The organism is Bacillus massiliglaciei (assembly GCF_900098925.1).
In the GTDB taxonomy this organism is placed as follows: domain Bacteria; phylum Bacillota; class Bacilli; order Bacillales; family DSM-1321; genus Peribacillus; species Peribacillus massiliglaciei.
On sequence record NZ_LT622357.1, the window covers coordinates 294,013 to 313,194 of the forward strand.

Sequence of the window (19,182 nt, forward strand, 5' to 3'; positions counted from 1 at the left end):
CCCCCTCTTAATGTTTTGTAGTGTAATCACGTTTACGCGGTGCGATCAGTGATACATCAATATCTTCATAATGGAAGGCTGGTGCCTGATCGTGTCCTTTGAATGTAGCCATAGTCGTTTTCATGAAGTTCTCGTCATCGCGCTCTGGGAAGTCCGGCTTGTAGTGGGCTCCGCGGCTTTCATCCCGGTTTAAAGCACCGATTGTGATAACACGAGCTAATTGAAGCATGTTAGAAAGCTGTCTTGTGAAGGCAGCGCCCTGATTGCTCCACTTAGAAGTATCATTAATGTTGATATTTTTGTAACGTTCCATTAGCTCAACGATCTTATTATCTGTTTCTTTCAATTTATCATTGTAACGAACAACTGTTACGTTCTTCGTCATCCATTCTCCCAATTCTTTGTGAAGAACATAAGCATTTTCTGTGCCGTCTAGAGACATGATGCTGTTCCATTTTTCTTGTTCTTGTTTAACATAACCGTCAAACAGGGAAGAAGAAAGAGAGTCAACAGACTTTTCAAGACCTTCGATATACTTAACAGCATTCGGTCCCGCAACTGATCCGCCGTAGATCGCAGATAGAAGAGAGTTTGCACCGAGACGGTTCGCACCGTGCTGAGAGTAATCACACTCACCTGCAGCGAAAAGGCCTTTGATGTTTGTCATTTGATTATAATCTACCCAAAGTCCGCCCATTGAATAGTGAACAGCAGGGAAAATTTTCATAGGCACTTTACGAGGATCTTCCCCTTGGAATTTCTCGTAAATCTCAATAATTCCGCCCAATTTGATATCAAGTTCTTTTGGATCCTTATGAGATAGATCCAGGTATACCATGTTTTCACCGTTAATGCCGAGCTTCTGATTGATGCAGACATCGAAGATTTCACGAGTCGCAATATCACGAGGCACAAGGTTTCCGTATGCAGGATATTTCTCTTCTAGGAAGTACCAAGGCTTACCGTCTTTATATGTCCAGACACGTCCGCCTTCACCGCGTGCAGATTCACTCATCAGACGAAGCTTGTCGTCTCCAGGAATTGCTGTTGGGTGAATTTGGATCATTTCGCCGTTTGCATAATGAACACCTTGCTGATACACGATAGATGCTGCTGATCCTGTATTGATCATGGAGTTTGTTGATTTACCGAAAATGATTCCAGGGCCGCCGCTTGCCATAATGACCGCATCACCAGGGAATGATTGGATTTCCATTGTTGTCAGGTTCTGCGCAACGATACCGCGTGCTGTCTGCTCATCATCGATAACTGCTCCAAGGAATTCCCAGCCTTCATATTTCGTAACAAGTCCTTCTACTTCATAACGGCGAACCTGCTCGTCCAATGCATACAGCAGCTGCTGTCCTGTTGTAGCTCCGGCAAACGCTGTACGGTGATGCTGAGTTCCTCCGAAACGGCGGAAGTCAAGAAGTCCTTCCGGAGTACGGTTAAACATAACACCCATACGGTCAAACATGTGAATGATGGATGGAGCTGCTTCACACATTGCTTTTACCGGCGGCTGGTTTGCCAAGAAATCTCCGCCATATACTGTATCATCAAAGTGGATCCATGGAGAATCCCCTTCACCTTTTGTATTAACTGCTCCGTTTATTCCGCCTTGGGCACAAACAGAGTGAGAACGTTTTACAGGCACCAATGAAAATAAATCAACCGGCTGTCCTGCTTCTGCTGCTTTGATGGTAGCCATTAATCCAGCCAGACCGCCACCTACGACAATAACTTTACCTTTAGCCATCTTGCTCACTCCCTTAATTCCTTAATAAATCATTCTTATACTCTACTTATCTTACAAAAGCAAAAATCGCACTTACACCTACATACGAAAGAAGAAGGAATATGATCATTGTTACATATGTCATAATTCTTTGTGATTTAGGAGAAACGGTTAATCCCCAAGTAACCGCAAATGACCAAAGTCCATTAGCAAAGTGGAAAATTGCTGAAACAACACCCACAATGTAGAACGCAATCATGAAATTGCTTTGGAAAATATCTGCCATCATGTCATAGTTTACTTCCGCTCCAAAGAAAACTTGGATTCTAGTAGACCATACATGCCAAATAATAAAGATTAACGTAATGATTCCTGTTAAACGCTGAAGCATAAACATCCAGTTTCGGAAAAATGAGAATCTTCCAAGGTTATTTTTCGCTGTGAATGCTATGTATATGCCATAGACAGCATGAAAGATCAAAGGCAAGAAAATCAGAAAAATCTCAAGGAAATATCTAAAAGGCAGTTCTTCCAAGAAAAGAGCTGCGGAATTAAATTTTTCCGGTCCTATTGTTGCCATGTAGTTTGTGATTAGATGCTCGATCAAGAACAGTCCAATCGGTATTACTCCCAGTAGTGAATGAAGCCTTCGGTTCCCAAATTCGCGATTTTGTGCCACTAAGTGCCCCCCCTTAATTTGTGAAAAATCATGCAAAGATAAACTGGTGGCTACCCTTTACCTCCGCTTTAAGAAACTGTAGATTTTTCTACACTTTCTTACAATTATGTGACATGTTCATTTTACTCCTGACTTTTCAAGGCGTCAAGAAAACGGATACAAGATTTCTTTTTTTAGAATAGAAAATTTTCAATTAGTTTCTGCTGTTTTTTGGACAAGTTCAACAATTAACAATCTATGGAAATATCCGATAATTTCCGCAGCCATTCTTTTTATTGCAGCATAATTCCGCCGTAACAAAAAAGAAAGCATAAAATAGTACAGCATCAAAAGGAAAATTGTTTATAATAGATTCATAGAAAGAGGCGATGAACCATGAAAAAACAGTTATCTCCAATTCTTGAAGAAGCTGAAACCCAAATAGAAAATGAAAATGAATCCATTCCAACTGAAAATGAACAGGAGAGCAGAACAGATCAGGAACCTCAAATGCCGGTATTCGGCTATGAATTAATCCGTGAAGTGCTGCTGAATGATCTTCTTGGCAAAGATTCCCCCCATCTCCTATACTGGGCCGGAAAGAAGCTTGCCAGGCAGTTCCCCCTCAGCCAGTTCCAGGACATCATCATCTTTTTCCGCAGCGCAGGCTGGGGCCATCTTGAAATCCTTAAAGAATCCAAGACGGAGATCGAGCTGTCCCTTTCCGGAGAATATCCGGCACGCCGGCTTTCACTGCATGCGGACTGCAATTTCCAGCTCGAGGCCGGTTTTCTTGCCGAACAGTGCACTCTCTTGAAAAAATGCCGCTCTGAAGCAACTGAAGAAATCAAAGGCAGGGCGAAAAAAGTTTTGTTTACCGTTCAATGGGATCCTAAAGATCCTGTTTGACGGCTTGCCGATAACCAGGCTTACCGATGTAAGTCTGGTTATTTTTTGTTATTTTACAAAAATATCTCTTTGCCTCTGCCTCCCCTTTTTATCCTTTATACGCGTGCTTCAGCTGGATTTCCCAGACGGAAAGCAGTATGGAGCGCTTCGACAGCCTTCACCATTTCTTTTTCATTAATGACTGTCGAAACTTTGATTTCCGAAGTGCTGACCATTCTCACCTGGATGCCTGTATTCGCCATCACTTCGAACATTTCAGCTGCCACTCCCGGATTCGAAACCATTCCAGACCCCACGATGGAAACTTTCGCCAGACCTTCTTCTGTCTCAATTCGCTCGAACTCCAGCTCTGCCCGATTTTTTTCCAGGACTTGAATCGTTTCTTCCACATCATCGCTTTTGATCGAGAAAGATAGATTTGTCGTCTGTTCAGCCGTCATACTCTGAATAATGATATCGACATTAATATGATTTTTGGCCAATGTAGTAAAAATAGTTGATAATATACCCAGAGAACGGGAGATTCCGTGCAGCGTCACTCTTGTAATCCGATCTTCAAAGGCAATTCCCCGTACGATTAAATTTTCTTCCATTGTTGCTTCCTCCTCTATGATTGTTCCTGATTCTCTCTCCATGCTGGACCGTACGACTAGCGGAATATGATAATTTTTAGCAAACTCAACCGCCCGCGGGTGCAGAACACCTGCTCCGAGGTTCGCAAGCTCAAGCATCTCATCATACGAAACAGAAAGTAATTTACGTGCTTCCTTAATATAACGGGGATCGGTCGTGAACACGCCAGTCACATCTGTGTAAATATCACAGCGGTCTGCTTTCAGTGCTGCCGCAAGCGCTACAGCTGTTGTATCCGAGCCTCCCCGGCCTAACGTGGTGATTTCTCCCGCTTCATCCATTCCCTGAAATCCTGCTACAACCACAATCTTCCCTTCCTGAAGCCTTTGCTCAATTTTTTCAGTTTCAATATGGAGGATACGGGCATTTCCATGGACAGATTCCGTTTGCATTCCGGCCTGCCAGCCTGTATAAGAAACAGCCTGATGGCCTTCCTCAATCAGCGCAAGCGTTAAAAGTGAGATGGTAACCTGTTCACCTGTTGTCAGAAGCATGTCCATTTCCCGCTTACTCGGTGATGCTGTAATTTCATTTGCCATGCCTACCAATTTATCTGTAGTTTTGCCCATGGCCGAAACAACGACAACAACATCATTTCCTTTTTCCGCTTCCTCAATCACACGGGTCGCCACATGCTTAATTTTTGTTACATCTCCTACCGACGTACCGCCAAATTTCTGAACAATCAATCCCACTCTGATGCACCCTTTCTAAAATTCCGTTAATACGATAGATTTTCAGACAACAAAAAAAGGCAATGAGAAGTATCCCATTGCCTTTTACCACGTTGCATTATACGGTATCAAACAGTGAGATAGCTCTCCAGGACATACATCCTGACAGCCTGCCATTTATTCAATGTCAGACCAGGAGAACAAGTTATGAGTCTTATTCCCCTTCGGCGATTTCTCCTTTCAAGACCCTTCTCGGAAGCTCACTCTTCTCCAGGCCTTTACTTATAGATCTCGCACCTCTATCAGCACTTTTAAGTTGTCATGTTTTAAAATTCTAATCGATTATATCACGGGGGAAACTATCTGACAAGGATTATTCAGACAATTTGCTCAAAATTTCTTCTGCTACTTTCTTCGGCATCCCCGCTTTTATGATATCCTCCACACTGGCTTCCTTTATTTTCTTTAAGGAACCAAAGTGCTTCAGCAGCTGTTTCTTTCGTTTTTCTCCAACACCCGGAATCTCATCCAGCTTGGACTGGATCGCCCCTTTCCCCCTCAGCTGACGGTGAAAGGTAATCGCAAACCTATGAACTTCATCTTGGATTCTCTGCATCAGATAAAATTCCTGGCTTCGATGGTCCAGAGGCACGATTTCCAACGGGCTGCCAATCATCAGATTGGAAGTCCTGTGCTTTTCGTCTTTGACCAGCCCGGCAAGCGGAATTTCCAGGCCTAATTCATTTTCCAGAATATCTCTGACTGCCTCCACATGGCCTTTTCCTCCATCAATGATAATCAGGTCAGGAAGCGGAAGATTTTCCTTCAGCACTCTGGAATACCTTCGGCGGACCACTTCCCGCATCGATTCATAGTCATCCGGCCCCTGGACAGATTTGATTTTATATTTTCGATAATCTTTTTTATACGGTTTGCCATCAATAAAAACAACCAGCGCCGAGACCGGGTCAGTACCTTGAATATTGGAGTTATCAAAGGCCTCAATTCGATGCGGCGTAAAGATTCCAAGCTGCCGGCCCAAATTTTCTACCGCTTTGATAGACCTTTCTTCATCCCGTTCGATCAGGGAGAATTTCTCTTCAAGTGCAATCTTGGCATTCTTATTGGCGAGACGGAGCAAATCCTTTTTCTGGCCTCTTTTTGGATGAATCGTCTTTACACCGAGAAAAGTTTCTGCCATCGCCGCATCCACCGACTCCGGCAAAAGGATTTCTTTTGGCTTAAAATGGCTGTTCATTTCATAGAACTGTCCAAGAAAGGTCAAAAGCTCCTGATCGGGTTCATCATAGGCCGGGAACAGGGATACATCCCGTTCGATCAGTTTTCCCTGGCGGACAAAGAACACCTGTACACACATCCAGCCTTTATCATAGGCATAGCCAAAGACATCACGATCCGTGAAATCATTGGTCATCATTTTCTGTTTTTCCATCGTTACATCAATATGGGCGATCTTATCCCGCAGTTCCTTCGCCCTTTCAAAATCAAGATCTTCCGAAGCCGCGTACATACGCTCGGTCAATTCCTTCTTAATATCTTTATGCCCGCCATTCAAGAAACGGTAGATATCATCCGTAATTTTGCGGTACTCTTCGTCATCCACTTTGTTTACACACGGGGCAAGGCATTGTCCCAGATGGTAATACAGGCAGACCCGGTCCGGAAGGGTATTGCATTTGCGTAAAGGATAGATCCTGTCAAGCAGCTTCTTTGTTTCATTTGCTGCGAAAACATTCGGATAAGGACCGAAGTATTTTCCTTTATCCTTTTTCACTTTTCTGGTGATAATCAGACGGGGGTGCTCTTCATAGGTCAATTTAATGAAAGGATACGTCTTGTCATCCTTCAGCATAATATTATATTTCGGATCATGTTTTTTAATTAAATTCAATTCAAGGATAAGGGCCTCGATATTCGAGGAGGTCACAATGTATTCAAAATCCTCGATTTCATTGACAAGTCTCAGTGTCTTGCCATTATGAGATCCTGTGAAGTAGGATCTTACCCGGTTCTTTAACACCTTGGCTTTCCCAACATATATGATGGTCCCCTGGCGGTCCTTCATCAAATAGCAGCCTGGCTGATCTGGAAGGAGGGCAAGTTTGTTCTTTATTCGATTATTCATGAGCAAGTCTCCTCTTCCATAGTATATTCATTATATCATCCAGTCCGGGGACAGCCGCAAGCTGAGAGAATTCTTGATTTGCCGATGAAAAAAGCTCCAAGCCGGCTGGCCTGGAGCTTCCTTCCTCTTTCCGTTTCCTTACGCGTGTTTCGCGATCAATTCAGAAAGAGCTTCTTTTGGCTGGAATCCAACAGTCTTGTCGACAACTTCGCCGTTTTTCAAGACAAGTAAAGTCGGGATGCTCATTACTCCATATTTGCTTGCTGTTTCTTGGTTCTCGTCTACATCGACTTTTACGATTTTTGCTTTGCCGTCAAGTTCTCCGTCTAATTCTTCAAGAACAGGAGCGATCATTTTGCAAGGTCCGCACCATGGTGCCCAAAAATCAACTAGAACTACTCCTTCTTTCGTATCTTCAGTAAACGTTTTATCAGTTGTATTTACAATCGCCATCATATATTCCTCCTAAATGTTTCTCAGTTAACTATTGTTAGTATACCATTGAATCAAAAAATGTTGCCATTATTTTGCCTCATTGGTAAAGTACCCGTCCTTATAAAAAATATGCGCATGGACGAGACTTCTTTTTCATAAAGAAAGCGCCCTTGCCATATGTCAGGGCGCCCTGCCTATTCGGTTATGCGTTCACTTTTATTTTTCTGAACTCTTCCGTCAATAACGGCACTACTTCAAACAAGTCTCCGACAATTCCATAGTCTGCCACGTTGAAGATATTGGCATCCGGATCTTTATTAATCGCCACAATGACCTTGGAATTGGACATGCCGGCCAAGTGCTGGATGGCACCTGAAATTCCGCAGGCTATATACAGATCGGGCGTCACCACTTTCCCGGTCTGACCGATTTGAAGCGAGTAATCGCAATACTCGGCATCACATGCCCCGCGGGATGCACCGACTGCGCCGTTCAATACCTGTGCCAGCTCTTTTAACGGTTCGAACCCGTCCTCGCTCTTGACGCCGCGTCCCCCGGCAACAATTACTTTTGCCTCTGAAAGATCCACTCCTTCGCTTGCCTTTCTGACTACGTCTTTGATGATGGTGCGGAGGTTTGTGATTTCAACTGAAACGGATGATACATCCCCGCTCCTGGACTCATCTTTAGCCAGCGGCTCAATGTTGTTCGGACGAATCGTCGCAAATACAACGCCGTCCGTCACGATTTTCTTTTCAAATGCCTTTCCTGAATAGATGGGACGGGTGAAAACGATATTGCCGCCAGCTTCTTCAATCGTCGTCACATCAGAGATCAAACCAGAGCCAAGCCGGGCAGCAATTTTCGGAGCCAGGTCCTTCCCTAAAGCCGTGTGTCCAAAAATAATCCCATCTGGACTTTCCTGGCTAATGACAGCAAGCAGCGCCTGGGCATAGCCATCAGATGTATAGTGGGCAAGCTTGGCATCTTCTGCAGTGACCACGCGGTCCGCTCCATACTGAATCATTTCTTCTGCAAGCGCCTGGATGCCGTCCCCTGCCAGGACAGCTACAATTTCAGCGTCCTGTGCGGCCAGTTTTGCTGCACCGATTGCTTCAAAAGATACATTTCTTAACGAACCATCACGAACTTCTCCAAGTACGAGAAACTTTTTAGCCATTATAAAAACCTCCTGCGCTTTCTTTTATCGTAATGAGTATCACACTGTTCCTGAATAGATCAGACTCGGTCAGATCAAATGACTTTCGCTTCGGTCCGTAATAATTTCACGAGTTCTGCTGCCTGTTCATTGATTTCTCCGCTCAGAATCTTTCCTGCTTCTTTCTTAGGCGGAAGGAAAATCTCCAGCGTCTTCGTTTTTGCCTCGACATCCTCTTCTTCAAGATCCAGATCATCTAATTCTATTTCATCAAGAGGTTTTTTCTTGGCCTTCATAATGCCTGGAAGAGAAGGGTACCGCGGCTCGTTTAACCCTTGCTGTGCTGTCACAAGCAATGGTAGGGAGGCTTCAATCGTCTCGGAGTCTCCTTCGACATCTCGGATAACGCTTACATTTTGTCCATCAATTTCAAGGCTCGTAATTGTCGTCACATAGGGGATATCCAAATATTCCGCTACCCGCGGGCCTACCTGTCCGGATCCGCCGTCAATCGCTACGTTTCCAGCAATAATTAAATCGGCTTCTTTATCTTTTAAATATTCTCCGATAATCCTTGCAGTTGTAAATTGGTCGCCTTCTTCCACATCATCCTCAATATTGATCAGCACCGCCTTATCAGCCCCCATGGCCAGGGCTGTACGCAATTGTTTTTCCGATTCTTCGCTGCCGACAGACAGAACGGTCACTTCTCCTCCCTGTGCATCCCGTACCTGTATGGCTTCCTCCACCGCATATTCATCATAAGGATTAATGATGAATTCCGCACCGTCTTCATTGATTTTCCCATTAGAAAGTGTGATTTTTTCTTCTGTATCAAACGTTCTTTTCAGCAGCACATAAATATTCATGAAAAAACCTCCCAAAATTGATATGAATGAATATGTTTCAAAAGATTCCTGTCCTTACGACTATTTTCCAGAGCGGTCTCTCATTCTTTCAGAAAGGTAAAGAACCCTTTACTGTCCTTTGAATACAGGCTCTCTTTTTTCTATAAAAGCCGCAATTCCTTCTTTTCCATCAGCTGAATCAAAGGCTATCCCAAAATTTCCTGCTTCTTGTTCCACTCCTTTATAATAGCTGTCAGGTTTGGAAAAGCTCAGCAATTCGACGGCCAGTTTCAGAGCCAGCGGACTTTTCTTGGCTATTTTAGCAGCCATTTCCTTAGCCTTCGGCAGCAGGTCCTCTTCTGAATAGGCATGGTTCGCCAAACCTAACCGAACCGCTTCGGCGCCATTAATCGGCTCGCTGGTAAACAGCATTTCAGCCGCCTTGGCTGTGCCTACATAACGGGGAAGCCTTTGTGTTCCGGCAAAACCCGGTATAATGCCGAGCTGCAGTTCCGGCAGGCCAAGCTTTGCCTGTTCAGTAACCAGCCGGATATGACAGGCCATTGCAAGCTCCAGCCCGCCTCCTAAAGCGGCGCCATGGATTGCGGCTATCACAGGTTTTTCAAATGTTTCGATTTTTTCAAATACACGCTGCCCTCTCCTGGCAAGCTCGGAGAAAACCGCTCCGCTTTCCACGCTCGTAAACTCCTTAATATCCGCTCCTGCGGAGAAAAAACGTCCTTCTCCATGGATGAGGACCGACCTGACCTGCTCATTTCCCCTGATCTCATCAAATGCCTCTGAAAGCTCAAGAATCATTCCTGATGAAAGAGCATTGGCCGGCGGCCTTTCAATGGTAATCACCGCCACATAATCTTCAATAGAAATCTTTAAAAATTCCATCTGATTCCCTCCCCGCTATAAAGCTATCAATCTGGTCATTCCTTTTCTGAATGGGTATTTATGTATGGCTGTCACAGCTGTATTTTAAGAAGCTTGGGGAGAAGATCCCCAAATCTTCTTAATCTGTCGGCCGGCCGCAGCCATGGATGATCAGCCTGTGTACTTCAGGAGCAAGATCTGACAGTGAATACTTCTGATCATTCATGACCCAAGTCGTCACGGTTTCATCAATGGTCCCGAAGATCATCTGCCTCGCAAGCTTCCTGTTCAGGCTGTCAGAAAACTCTTTATTTTCGATGCCTTCTTGAATAATTTCGTCAATCACACCCAAGTATCCTCTTAAAGAATCATTAATCCGCATTCTTAATTCCTTGTTTGACTGCCGTAATTCCAACTGTGTCACGATAGCCAAGTTCGCATCTTCTGAAAGGATTTTAAAATGCTTGTGAATGAACACTGATAATTTATCAGATGCCTTGTGGATCCCTTTAAGATCTTCTTGAATCTGTTCTACAAAATAGCCCATCTTTTCCTGGAACATAGAGATGAGTATATCTTCTTTATTTTTGAAATAAAGATAAATAGTGCCGTCCGCTACACCTGCCTGTTTGGCAATTTTGGACACTTGCGCTTGATGGTAGCCGTTCTCCGCTATAACGATAACGGCTGCATCGATAATTTGTTTATACTTTGGTCTGTTGCGTTTCACGATGATCCCCTTTCAGAAAAAGTGAATGAATAGTCATTCATAATTTTATGATAAAGTGTATGACAGTTAGTGTCAAGCAGAAAATATGGCACCCAGCCTTGCCTGTATGTCTTCATTTTAGGGGATAAAATACAGCTTGTCCAGTCTGTCAGCGGACGGGGGCCGGAAGATGCCCCAGCGTATTACGCTTCCTTTCTTTCATCTTCCCATTTTTTCTTTTCTTCATCAATAAGAACCCGGCGCAGAATTTTTCCAACGGTTGTTTTTGGCAGCTCATCTCTAAATTCATACTTTCTCGGCACCTTGTAGGAAGCCAGATTTTTCCGGCAGAATTCGTCCAGCTCTTCTTCTGAAATATCATACCCGTCTTTCAGCACGACAAAAGCCTTGACCGTTTCTCCCCTGTAAGGATCCGGTATTCCGGCTACTGCTGCCTCCAGGATGGCTTCATGTTCATAAAGCACTTCTTCTACTTCTCGAGGATAAATATTGAAGCCTCCGGCGATGATCGTGTCTTTTTTTCGGTCGACTACATAAAAGAATCCCTCTTCGTCCATATAGCCCAGGTCTCCAGTCAGCAGCCAGCCATTCTTAAAGGTGTTTTCTGTATCTTCCGGACGGTTCCAATAGCCTTTCATAACCTGCGGACCCTTGATGGCAATTTCCCCGATTTCTCCAGGGGGAAGCGGGTCGCCTGTCTCAAGCGAAAGGATGGCTGCATCTGTATCCGGCCACGGGAGCCCGATACTTCCCTTTTTTTGCGGTTCATCCCAGATGAGATTCACATGTGTGACAGGGGACGTTTCAGAGAGACCGTACCCTTCCACTACTTTTCCGCCCGTCCGCTCCTCAAATTTCTGTTGGACCTCCAGTGGCAGCGGGGCCGATCCGCTTATGCACGCCTTAATCGAGGAGAGGTTATATTTATCAATGTGAGGGTGATTTAAGAGGCCGATATAAATCGTCGGAGCTCCCGGGAACATAGTCGGCCTCTGCTTTTGGATGGTTTTCAATGCTGTATCCACCGAAAATTTTGGCAGGAGAATCATCTTATTCCCTTCAAAGACTGACAGGACCAGTACCGTTGTCATCCCGTACACATGGAAAAAAGGAAGAATGCCAAGAATCCGTTCTTCTCCCTGATTAATTTTATACAGCCATGCCCTGCACATCATCGTATTGGCAATTAAGTTTTTATGGGAGAGCATGACGCCTTTTGGGAAGCCGGTTGTCCCTCCGGTATATTGCAGCAGGGCAAGATCCTCAATATGCACCGGTACAGACTCCTCATCTTCCGGAAGCTCTTCCTTCATAATTTCTTTAAACAAATGGTGGTTGCCTTTATGCTCCACCTTGACGGCCAGACCATATTCTCTCTTTTGGATAAATGGGTAAATCAGATTTTTGGGGAATGGAAGATAATCCTTGATTGCAGTAATAATAATTTCTGACAATGCTGTTCTTGGGGCAACAGAAGAAACTCTCGGAAATAAAATATCCAAGGTAACGATCATTTTGGCGCCGGAATCTTTCAGCTGGTATTCAAGCTCCCTCTCTGTATAAGTAGGGTTGGTCTGCACAACTACACCGCCTGCCATCAGAATACCAAAATAGCTAATGACCGATGAAGGCATGTTCGGCAGCATAATGGCTACCCGGTCTCCTTTTTCAAGCCCCAGACCCGATAGGTACGAGGCAAATTTCCGAGCTCCTTCGTACACTTGCCTGAACGTGAGCTCTTTACCCATAAAATGGATTGAGACCTTATCTGGAAACTTAAAGGCGCTTTCTTTCAAATAAGCATGCAGCGGCTTGTCACCATAGGACAAATGGGGAGGAACCTGTTCAGGATAGAATGCAAGCCATGGCCTTTCGCTCATAAAAAAACCTCCTCTTCAGATAATTCCCATTCAGTATAGTCTATTCGTTATTTTCTGACAATTATTTCTTAGCATATTTTTGAATAAAGGCATAAAAATAGAACACGAACCAGAACAACATTAGAAAATCGTTCTTTACTATATCTATTCTTTCTTCTCTCGTCCTAGTAAAAAAACAATCATCCGGAGAAACCCAAAGGAGCTGGGTACATATGGAACCGTACAAAAAAAGGAGGGGCATTATGCCTCTCCTTCAAGCAAAAACAAACAAATACAGGATGCCCAGCAGGAAAAAGACCCCGCAGCAGACCAATAATATTTTGGCTAATTTCTCCACGGAAACCACCCCTTCTGCTGCCTCATGATATCCCGGCGCCGATCACAAATGACAGGGCAACGGAAATGATCATGGCCATAAAGCCGACAGCCCGATTATCATTTTGAATTTCCTCATCAATTTTAAAACTTGGCGTCATGAATTCAAAAATAAAATAACCGGCGAGCAGCAGGGCAAAACCAAATACTCCCCAGCCCATCATGACGAACAGCGAGTCATGCTGCAGGATCGACTTTTGGAATATATAGGCCATTCCAAAGATTTTTCCTCCTGTTGCCATAGCAACCGCCAGATTTCCCTTTTTGATCTCTTTCCAGTTTTCATATTTTGTGACCAGCTCAAAAATGGCCAGAAAGACGATCATGCACAGAATCACTACACTGTAGCAAGCCGCAATAAATATATACTCATTTTCCCACATATTCTATCTCTCAACTCCCGCTATGGCAGCAGCCTGCCGAACAGATCAAATCCGTCAGCAAGTAACTTCCGGATCCCCTCTAAAAGCTTTTCCTATCTTATTATTTAAACTCTACAACGGTCACGCCTGTTCCGCCTTCGCCTGCTTCTCCAAAACGGATTCTTTTAACAGATCGGTGGTTTTTCAAATATTCCTGTACGCCCTGCCTTAAGGCGCCTGTTCCTTTGCCATGTATAATGGAAACTCTTGGATATCCGGCAAGCAAAGCATCATCCACATATTTCTCCACCCGTGAAAGAGCGTTCTCATACCGCTCACCGCGCAAGTCAAGTTCCAGACTGACATGATAATCCTTGCCCTTGATGGTGGTAAGGGGCTTCGTGTCTTTTTCCTTTGGAGCTTTAAGGAATTCCAGATCGGCTTCTTTCACCTTCATTTTCAAGATACCAATTTGTACGAGCCATTCCTGATTAGACGTCTTCTCCAGCAGCTGCCCTTTTTGACCAAAGGTCAGCACTTTCACTTCATCGCCAGGCCGCAGTTCTCTTTTCTTTGGTTTGTCCGGAACCTTAACAGCGGTCTTCTTCCGTTCAGGAACCGCATCCTCCAGCCGTTTTCTGGCATCGATCAATTCATGTTCTTTTACATCTGCCTGTTTTTCAACCCGCATTCGACGCAGTTCTGAAATAACCGCTTCCGCTTCTTCCCTCGCCTTTTCAACGAGAGCCGCCGCCTCCGCAGCCGCTTTATCCATTAGCGTGTCTTTTTCTTCATAATACGCAATGACTTGCTGCTGCAAATCTTTATGGAGCCTTTCAGCCTGCTTTAGATAATCGGCAGCTTCCAGTTCCTCTTCTTCTGCCTGCTTCCGGCTTTCTTCAAGCGACGCAATCATGCTTTCCACTTTGTTCGTGTCTTCGCCAATATGACTGCGTGCATTCTCAATCACATGCTCATTCAATCCAAGCCTTTTGGAAATTTCAAAGGCATTGCTTCGCCCCGGCACTCCGATCAGCAGTTTATACGTCGGGCGCAGTGATTCCACATCGAATTCAACGCTGGCATTAATAACACCCTCACGGTCATACCCATAGGCTTTTAGCTCAGGATAATGGGTAGTCGCAATAACCCGTGCGCCTCTTTGATAAACTTCATCAAGGATGGAGATTGCAAGCGCCGCTCCTTCCTGCGGATCCGTTCCGGCTCCAAGTTCATCAAACAGCACCAGACTGCGGTGATTGACCTTCTTCAGGATATCGACAATATTCACCATATGAGAAGAGAAGGTGCTCAGACTTTGTTCAATCGACTGCTCGTCCCCAATATCGGCAAAAATATCTTCAAACACTGCTGCCTCCGAACCATCCATCACAGGAATCTGCAGTCCGGACTGAGCCATAAGCGTACAGAGACCGGTCGTCTTCAATGTTACCGTTTTCCCGCCTGTATTCGGTCCGGTAATCACGATGGTCGTAAATTCATCACCGAGAAAAATGTCATTGGCGACCACTTCATCAGCAGAAATCAATGGATGTTTGGCCTTGAAAAACTTGATTCTTCCTTCATCATTCAAAGACGGCTTTGTTCCTTTTATCGCTTTTGCATATTTTGCCTTTGCGGAGACAAAATCAATATGCCCCAGCACTTTTACATTCTGAAACAGCTCCGGTGTATAGGCAGCGACATGGCTGGACAGCTCACGCAAGATCCGTTCGATTTCCATCTGTTCTTTCACACGAGTTTCCTGCAGTGAGTTATTCAGCTGGACAATCGCTTCCGGTTCAATGAACAAAGTCTGGCCGGAAGATGACTGATCATGGATGATCCCTCCGTACACACTGCGGTATTCCTGCTTTACAGGGAGAACAAAGCGGTCATTCCGAATGGTCACAATCGCATCGGACAGCATTTTAGACGCATTAGAGGAACGGATCATACTTTCCAGTCTTTCCCGCACCCGGCTTTCATTTGTCCGGAGCTGGTTTCTTAAACCTCGCAGTGTATCGCTGGCTGAGTCTAAAACCGTTCCGTGCTCACTGATGGCAAACGTGATTTTTTGCTGCAATTCTGCCAGCGGGTTCAGCGTGGACATATATTCCTGAAGCAAAGGCACTTCAATTTCCTGTTCCGCAAGATCTTCGAAAAAACGGGAAAGGACGCGCCCCGCTCTGATGGTGCTGGCAATTTCCATCAGCTCTGTCGGCGAAATCATTCCGCCAATCTGAGCCCGTTTAGCCTGGGGACGGATATCAAAAATTCCGCCCAGCGGAAGAGAGCCTCTTAATCGGATGATTTTGGCCGCCTCTTCTGTTTCTTCCTGCCAATTTTGCACCTCTGTCAGGTCCGAAGACGGGCGAAGGGCGCCGGCAGCTTCCTTTCCTACAGAGGATGTTGCATAGTGAAGCAATTCTTCTTTTATTTTATGAAATTCCAAAGTCCTCAGTACTTTATCCTGCATGGAGTCGATAGTCCTCCTTATTATTTAAAAAAATTAATCATTTCGTTTTAAAAACTGGAAAAACTCATCGGGATTTTTCGCATTTAACACCGACTCTTTCCGAATCCAGCCTTTTTTTGCTGCAGAAACTCCGACAGGCATATGTTCAAGCATATCAATGCTGTGTGCATCTGTATTGATTATAATGGACACGCCAGCTTCCTGGGCTTTCCTCAAATGAGGGGCTGCCAAATCCAGACGATTAGGGTTGGCGTTCAATTCCAGCGCCGTATCCGTCTCCTTCGCCAGCTGAATAAGCAGATCCATATCGACTTCATAGCCGGCTCTTCTGCCAATCACCCTGCCTGTTGGATGAGCAATGATGTCTACATGCGGGTTTTCCAGAGCTGTTCTTAATCGCTCCATAATCGTTTCCCTTGGCTGTGAAAAACTGGAGTGGATAGAGGCAATGACCAAATCCATTTCTGCCAGCAATTCATTATCAAAATCAAGAGAACCATCCGGCAGAATATCCATTTCAATTCCGGACAAAATCGTAATATCCTCATATTTCTCATTCAGATCATGAATAATGGCTTTCTGCTCGCGCAGACGTTCTTCCGTCAGGCCGTTCGCCACTTTCAAATACTGGGAATGGTCTGTGATCGCCATATACTTATACCCTTTCGTCCGGCACGCTTCAATCATTTCCTCAATTGAATAAGCGCCGTCACTCCAGGTCGTATGCATATGGAGATCCCCCTGAATATCAGCCAGTTCAATCAGCGGCTCGCTCTCATCATATAATTCGACCTCAGTGCCATCCTCCCTCAGCTCCGGCGGGATAAACGGAAGACCGAAATGCTGATAGAATTCCTCTTCGGTATCGAAAGTCAGCACTTCGCCTGTTTCCATAATTTCTACGCCATATTCACTGATCTTTTCTCCCCGGTCTTTTGCCAGTTGCCTCATCCGCACATTATGGTCCTTCGATCCAGTGAAATGATGAAGCGTCGTAATAAACTCATGGTCGGCTACAATCCTGAAATCAACGGAAACATCATATTCATAATCAAGGACAAGGGAGACCTTCGTCTCTCCGGCCGCAATAATCTGTTTAATCCCCTTTAATGCAAGGAGCTGCTCCTTCACTTTATCAGGATGATCGCTCGAAATAATGAAGTCCAGATCTTTAATCGTCTCCCTCATTCTTCTAATGCTGCCTGCTCTCGAAAAGCGAATGATGTCCTCCATATTGGACAATGCCGCTTCCACATCGTCAGCGATAGGCCGCATGAAGGCAAGCGGAAGACGGTCCGGCCTTGAACCTGCTTCTTTAATCGCCGCCAGAATTTTTTCTTCCGTCTTTTTGCCAAATCCGGCGAGTGCGCTTACCCGCCCTTCTTCACAGGCGGTTTGTAAATCATGTATATCATTCACATGCAATTCTTTATGAAGCTTGGCAATCTTTTTGCCGCCTAATCCTTGAAGCTGCAGCAGCGGAATCAGCCCTTTTGGCACTTCTTCCTGCAGTTCCTCAAGTACGGTTGATTTTCCTTCCTGAATGTACTCGTCGATGACGGCTGCCGTACCCTTTCCGATTCCATTTAATGCGGTAAAATCATCTATTTCAGACAGACTGCGGTCATCTGTTTCCAGAGCCGCGGCTGCCTTTCTGAAAGCGGAAACCTTAAATGGATTTTCCCCTTTTAATTCCATATATATCGCTATTTTTTCAAGCAGTCTTATCATATCTTTTTTATTAATTGCCATTCTCTTCACCTGCCAAAAAAGTCTCTAATCTCTACTAAGATACCCCTCTTTCCCTGAAAGTTCAACTTCCCGGCATATACCTGCCCATGCCCTTCCGCTCCGTATTTAAAGAAAGCCGGTCCCTGCCGGCTTTGCTTTTCCGGACAAGCTCGGGCCTTTCTGAAGGGTTCAGGCTGGCAGAAAAACTCTGCCTTCTCAGATCAGATGCCAAAAAACTTACATAACATAGAAAAAAAGAGCACAGCTAGAATACGGGACAGCTGCCTAAAAGTTTCATTTTGCCGTCCCGCCAAGTTATCTGTAAAAGGGTTATTTATTTTAAATTCAATCGCTCTATCATGGTAAAAAGCTTCTAAATGTTTTATAAAGTTTAATACAGTAAGATTGAATAGACTTGTTCCTTTCAATGCCTACTTCTCCAAATTTTTCATAAGAGCGTACACAGTTTTGTATGGGCGAACAATCTGGGATGCCGTAATTTTGGGCGAATTGATGATAACTTAAACCACCTGATAGAGATTCCATAACGATTCTTAATTTCATTTACTATATTTCACCATAGAAAAACACCCCAAAGGTAGAGTTTGAACTCTAACTTTTGGGGTGCGGCAACATTTCTCAAAGAAATTTGATGTTTTTTAAGTTTGTCTAAGGCTTTATAAAGAATGCTCCTGATCAAACCATAAGCTTTGTACCTGATCTGACAGGAAAGGTGTATGCTTCACCATCAGCTCGGCCAGGATGGAATTATTTAAATATCCTTGTATATTCTCCATTGGCAGAAGTGCGATGATATATAATATAATGAACAGAATCAAATAAACTTCCGCAAAACCGAAAATGCCGCCGCCCCATCGGTTCAGCTGCTTCAATATTGGCAAGTGGGCAATGAAATCAACCATCGACCCGAGCATATGCCAAAAGATTTTCGTAATGAAGAAGAGAATAGCAAAGGCAATTGCATTATAATAAGCGGTATCCAATCCTATCGTATCAAAATACATATCAAAAGAAGATGTATCACCTGAAGAAGGGAATGGAATCCACAGTTTCAATTTAGGTGCAAGTTCATCATAATAAAGATAAGCGACCGCAAAGGCAACAATAAAGCCTGTTAAGTGGACCGCCTGTAAAATAAACCCGCGCTTTAGACCAATCAAAAAACCAAAGATCAAAAGCGCAAGGATAAGAAGATCAAACATATTATTCTTCAGTCCTTTTCTTTAATTCCAGTTGAAGCTGGTTCAATTCATCTTTTACTTTTAAGTAATCATGAATAGCATTAATAGCTGTCAAAACAGACAGCCGGCTGATATCGAGGCTCGGATTCTTGCTGCTGATTTCACGCATTTTATCATCCACCATCGATGCGACAAGACGCATATGGCTTGGACTTTCTTCACCGACGATCGTGTATTGCTGCCCATATATATCAACTGTCGTTTTATTTCGCTGTTTCTCGTCAGACAAGGATGATGCCTCCAATCTAGTCAATCATTCTCCTTATCATATCATGAAAGAT

The 19,182-nt window shown here is 44.3% G+C and carries 16 protein-coding genes and 1 riboswitch; of the genes, 1 reads left to right on the forward strand and 15 read right to left on the reverse strand.

Annotated features, from left to right (window positions below; translation table 11 throughout):
- Positions 1-7: 7 nt before the first annotated feature.
- Both sdhA and BQ4305_RS07130 read right to left on the reverse strand, forming a co-directional pair.
- Positions 8-1,759: a succinate dehydrogenase flavoprotein subunit gene (gene sdhA, locus BQ4305_RS07125; RefSeq protein WP_110927149.1), complete on the reverse strand. Its 1,752-nt coding sequence runs from the start codon at positions 1,757-1,759 to the stop codon at positions 8-10.
- A gap of 46 nt (positions 1,760-1,805) precedes the next feature.
- Entirely contained in the window at positions 1,806-2,417 is a 612-nt protein-coding gene (locus BQ4305_RS07130) for a succinate dehydrogenase cytochrome b558 subunit (RefSeq protein ID WP_110927150.1), read from the reverse strand.
- A 375-nt stretch (positions 2,418-2,792) separates the two neighbouring features.
- Between BQ4305_RS07130 and BQ4305_RS07135 the strand changes: the two genes are divergently transcribed.
- Positions 2,793-3,305 (forward strand): YslB family protein, encoded by a 513-nt coding sequence (locus tag BQ4305_RS07135; protein ID WP_324611569.1) that lies wholly within the window; start codon positions 2,793-2,795, stop codon positions 3,303-3,305.
- Between the two features lie 95 nt (positions 3,306-3,400).
- Here the strand turns inward: BQ4305_RS07135 and BQ4305_RS07140 are convergent, their stop codons facing one another.
- From BQ4305_RS07140 to zapA, 13 genes are all read right to left on the reverse strand, one after another.
- A complete protein-coding gene (locus tag BQ4305_RS07140; protein ID WP_110927151.1) occupies positions 3,401-4,633 on the reverse strand; it encodes an aspartate kinase in 1,233 nt (410 codons plus the stop codon).
- 112 nt (positions 4,634-4,745) lie between these two features.
- A riboswitch (Lysine riboswitch) is annotated at positions 4,746-4,922 on the reverse strand.
- Between the two features lie 63 nt (positions 4,923-4,985).
- On the reverse strand, positions 4,986-6,758 hold the full coding sequence (gene uvrC, locus BQ4305_RS07145; protein ID WP_110927152.1) for an excinuclease ABC subunit UvrC: 1,773 nt from the start codon (positions 6,756-6,758) through the stop codon (positions 4,986-4,988).
- A 138-nt stretch (positions 6,759-6,896) separates the two neighbouring features.
- Positions 6,897-7,211 carry a thioredoxin gene (trxA, locus tag BQ4305_RS07150; RefSeq protein ID WP_110927153.1) on the reverse strand — a complete coding sequence of 105 codons (315 nt, stop codon included), beginning with the start codon at positions 7,209-7,211 and terminating at the stop codon, positions 6,897-6,899.
- A 184-nt stretch (positions 7,212-7,395) separates the two neighbouring features.
- Entirely contained in the window at positions 7,396-8,373 is a 978-nt protein-coding gene (locus tag BQ4305_RS07155) for an electron transfer flavoprotein subunit alpha/FixB family protein (RefSeq protein ID WP_110927154.1), read from the reverse strand.
- A 74-nt stretch (positions 8,374-8,447) separates the two neighbouring features.
- Positions 8,448-9,221 (reverse strand): electron transfer flavoprotein subunit beta/FixA family protein, encoded by a 774-nt coding sequence (locus BQ4305_RS07160; RefSeq protein ID WP_110927155.1) that lies wholly within the window; start codon positions 9,219-9,221, stop codon positions 8,448-8,450.
- 108 nt (positions 9,222-9,329) lie between these two features.
- Entirely contained in the window at positions 9,330-10,103 is a 774-nt protein-coding gene (locus tag BQ4305_RS07165; RefSeq protein WP_110927156.1) for an enoyl-CoA hydratase, read from the reverse strand.
- Positions 10,104-10,221: 118 nt separating this feature from the next.
- On the reverse strand, positions 10,222-10,812 hold the full coding sequence (locus BQ4305_RS07170; RefSeq protein ID WP_110927157.1) for a TetR/AcrR family transcriptional regulator: 591 nt from the start codon (positions 10,810-10,812) through the stop codon (positions 10,222-10,224).
- 182 nt (positions 10,813-10,994) lie between these two features.
- The gene (locus tag BQ4305_RS07175; protein WP_110927158.1) at positions 10,995-12,692 is read right to left on the reverse strand and encodes a long-chain-fatty-acid--CoA ligase; all 1,698 of its coding nucleotides are present in this window, start codon (positions 12,690-12,692) and stop codon (positions 10,995-10,997) included.
- Between the two features lie 359 nt (positions 12,693-13,051).
- Positions 13,052-13,450, reverse strand: a complete 399-nt coding sequence (locus tag BQ4305_RS07185) for a DUF350 domain-containing protein (RefSeq protein WP_110927160.1) — start codon at positions 13,448-13,450, stop codon at positions 13,052-13,054.
- A gap of 100 nt (positions 13,451-13,550) precedes the next feature.
- Complete coding sequence (locus tag BQ4305_RS07190; protein WP_110927161.1) at positions 13,551-15,908, reverse strand: endonuclease MutS2; 2,358 nt, start codon at positions 15,906-15,908, stop codon at positions 13,551-13,553.
- 33 nt (positions 15,909-15,941) lie between these two features.
- Positions 15,942-17,660, reverse strand: a complete 1,719-nt coding sequence (gene polX / locus BQ4305_RS07195) for a DNA polymerase/3'-5' exonuclease PolX (RefSeq protein ID WP_110927162.1) — start codon at positions 17,658-17,660, stop codon at positions 15,942-15,944.
- A 656-nt stretch (positions 17,661-18,316) separates the two neighbouring features.
- Positions 18,317-18,862 (reverse strand): CvpA family protein, encoded by a 546-nt coding sequence (locus BQ4305_RS07205; protein WP_110927164.1) that lies wholly within the window; start codon positions 18,860-18,862, stop codon positions 18,317-18,319.
- A gap of 1 nt (position 18,863) precedes the next feature.
- The gene (gene zapA, locus BQ4305_RS07210; protein ID WP_110927165.1) at positions 18,864-19,130 is read right to left on the reverse strand and encodes a cell division protein ZapA; all 267 of its coding nucleotides are present in this window, start codon (positions 19,128-19,130) and stop codon (positions 18,864-18,866) included.
- Positions 19,131-19,182 lie beyond the last annotated feature (52 nt).

What these genes read in the sequence shown, in the direction of transcription:
- sdhA (WP_110927149.1), bottom strand. Translation starts at nt 1,759, where the DNA reads ATGGCTAAAGGTAAAGTTATTGTCGTAGGTGGCGGTCTGGCTGGATTA.
- BQ4305_RS07135 (WP_324611569.1), top strand. Translation starts at nt 2,793, where the DNA reads ATGAAAAAACAGTTATCTCCAATTCTTGAAGAAGCTGAAACCCAAATA.
- uvrC (WP_110927152.1), bottom strand. Translation starts at nt 6,758, where the DNA reads ATGAATAATCGAATAAAGAACAAACTTGCCCTCCTTCCAGATCAGCCA.
- trxA (WP_110927153.1), bottom strand. Translation starts at nt 7,211, where the DNA reads ATGGCGATTGTAAATACAACTGATAAAACGTTTACTGAAGATACGAAA.
- BQ4305_RS07155 (WP_110927154.1), bottom strand. Translation starts at nt 8,373, where the DNA reads ATGGCTAAAAAGTTTCTCGTACTTGGAGAAGTTCGTGATGGTTCGTTA.
- BQ4305_RS07160 (WP_110927155.1), bottom strand. Translation starts at nt 9,221, where the DNA reads ATGAATATTTATGTGCTGCTGAAAAGAACGTTTGATACAGAAGAAAAA.
- BQ4305_RS07165 (WP_110927156.1), bottom strand. Translation starts at nt 10,103, where the DNA reads ATGGAATTTTTAAAGATTTCTATTGAAGATTATGTGGCGGTGATTACC.
- BQ4305_RS07175 (WP_110927158.1), bottom strand. Translation starts at nt 12,692, where the DNA reads ATGAGCGAAAGGCCATGGCTTGCATTCTATCCTGAACAGGTTCCTCCC.
- BQ4305_RS07185 (WP_110927160.1), bottom strand. Translation starts at nt 13,450, where the DNA reads ATGTGGGAAAATGAGTATATATTTATTGCGGCTTGCTACAGTGTAGTG.
- BQ4305_RS07190 (WP_110927161.1), bottom strand. Translation starts at nt 15,908, where the DNA reads ATGCAGGATAAAGTACTGAGGACTTTGGAATTTCATAAAATAAAAGAA.
- polX (WP_110927162.1), bottom strand. Translation starts at nt 17,660, where the DNA reads ATGGCAATTAATAAAAAAGATATGATAAGACTGCTTGAAAAAATAGCG.
- BQ4305_RS07205 (WP_110927164.1), bottom strand. Translation starts at nt 18,862, where the DNA reads ATGTTTGATCTTCTTATCCTTGCGCTTTTGATCTTTGGTTTTTTGATT.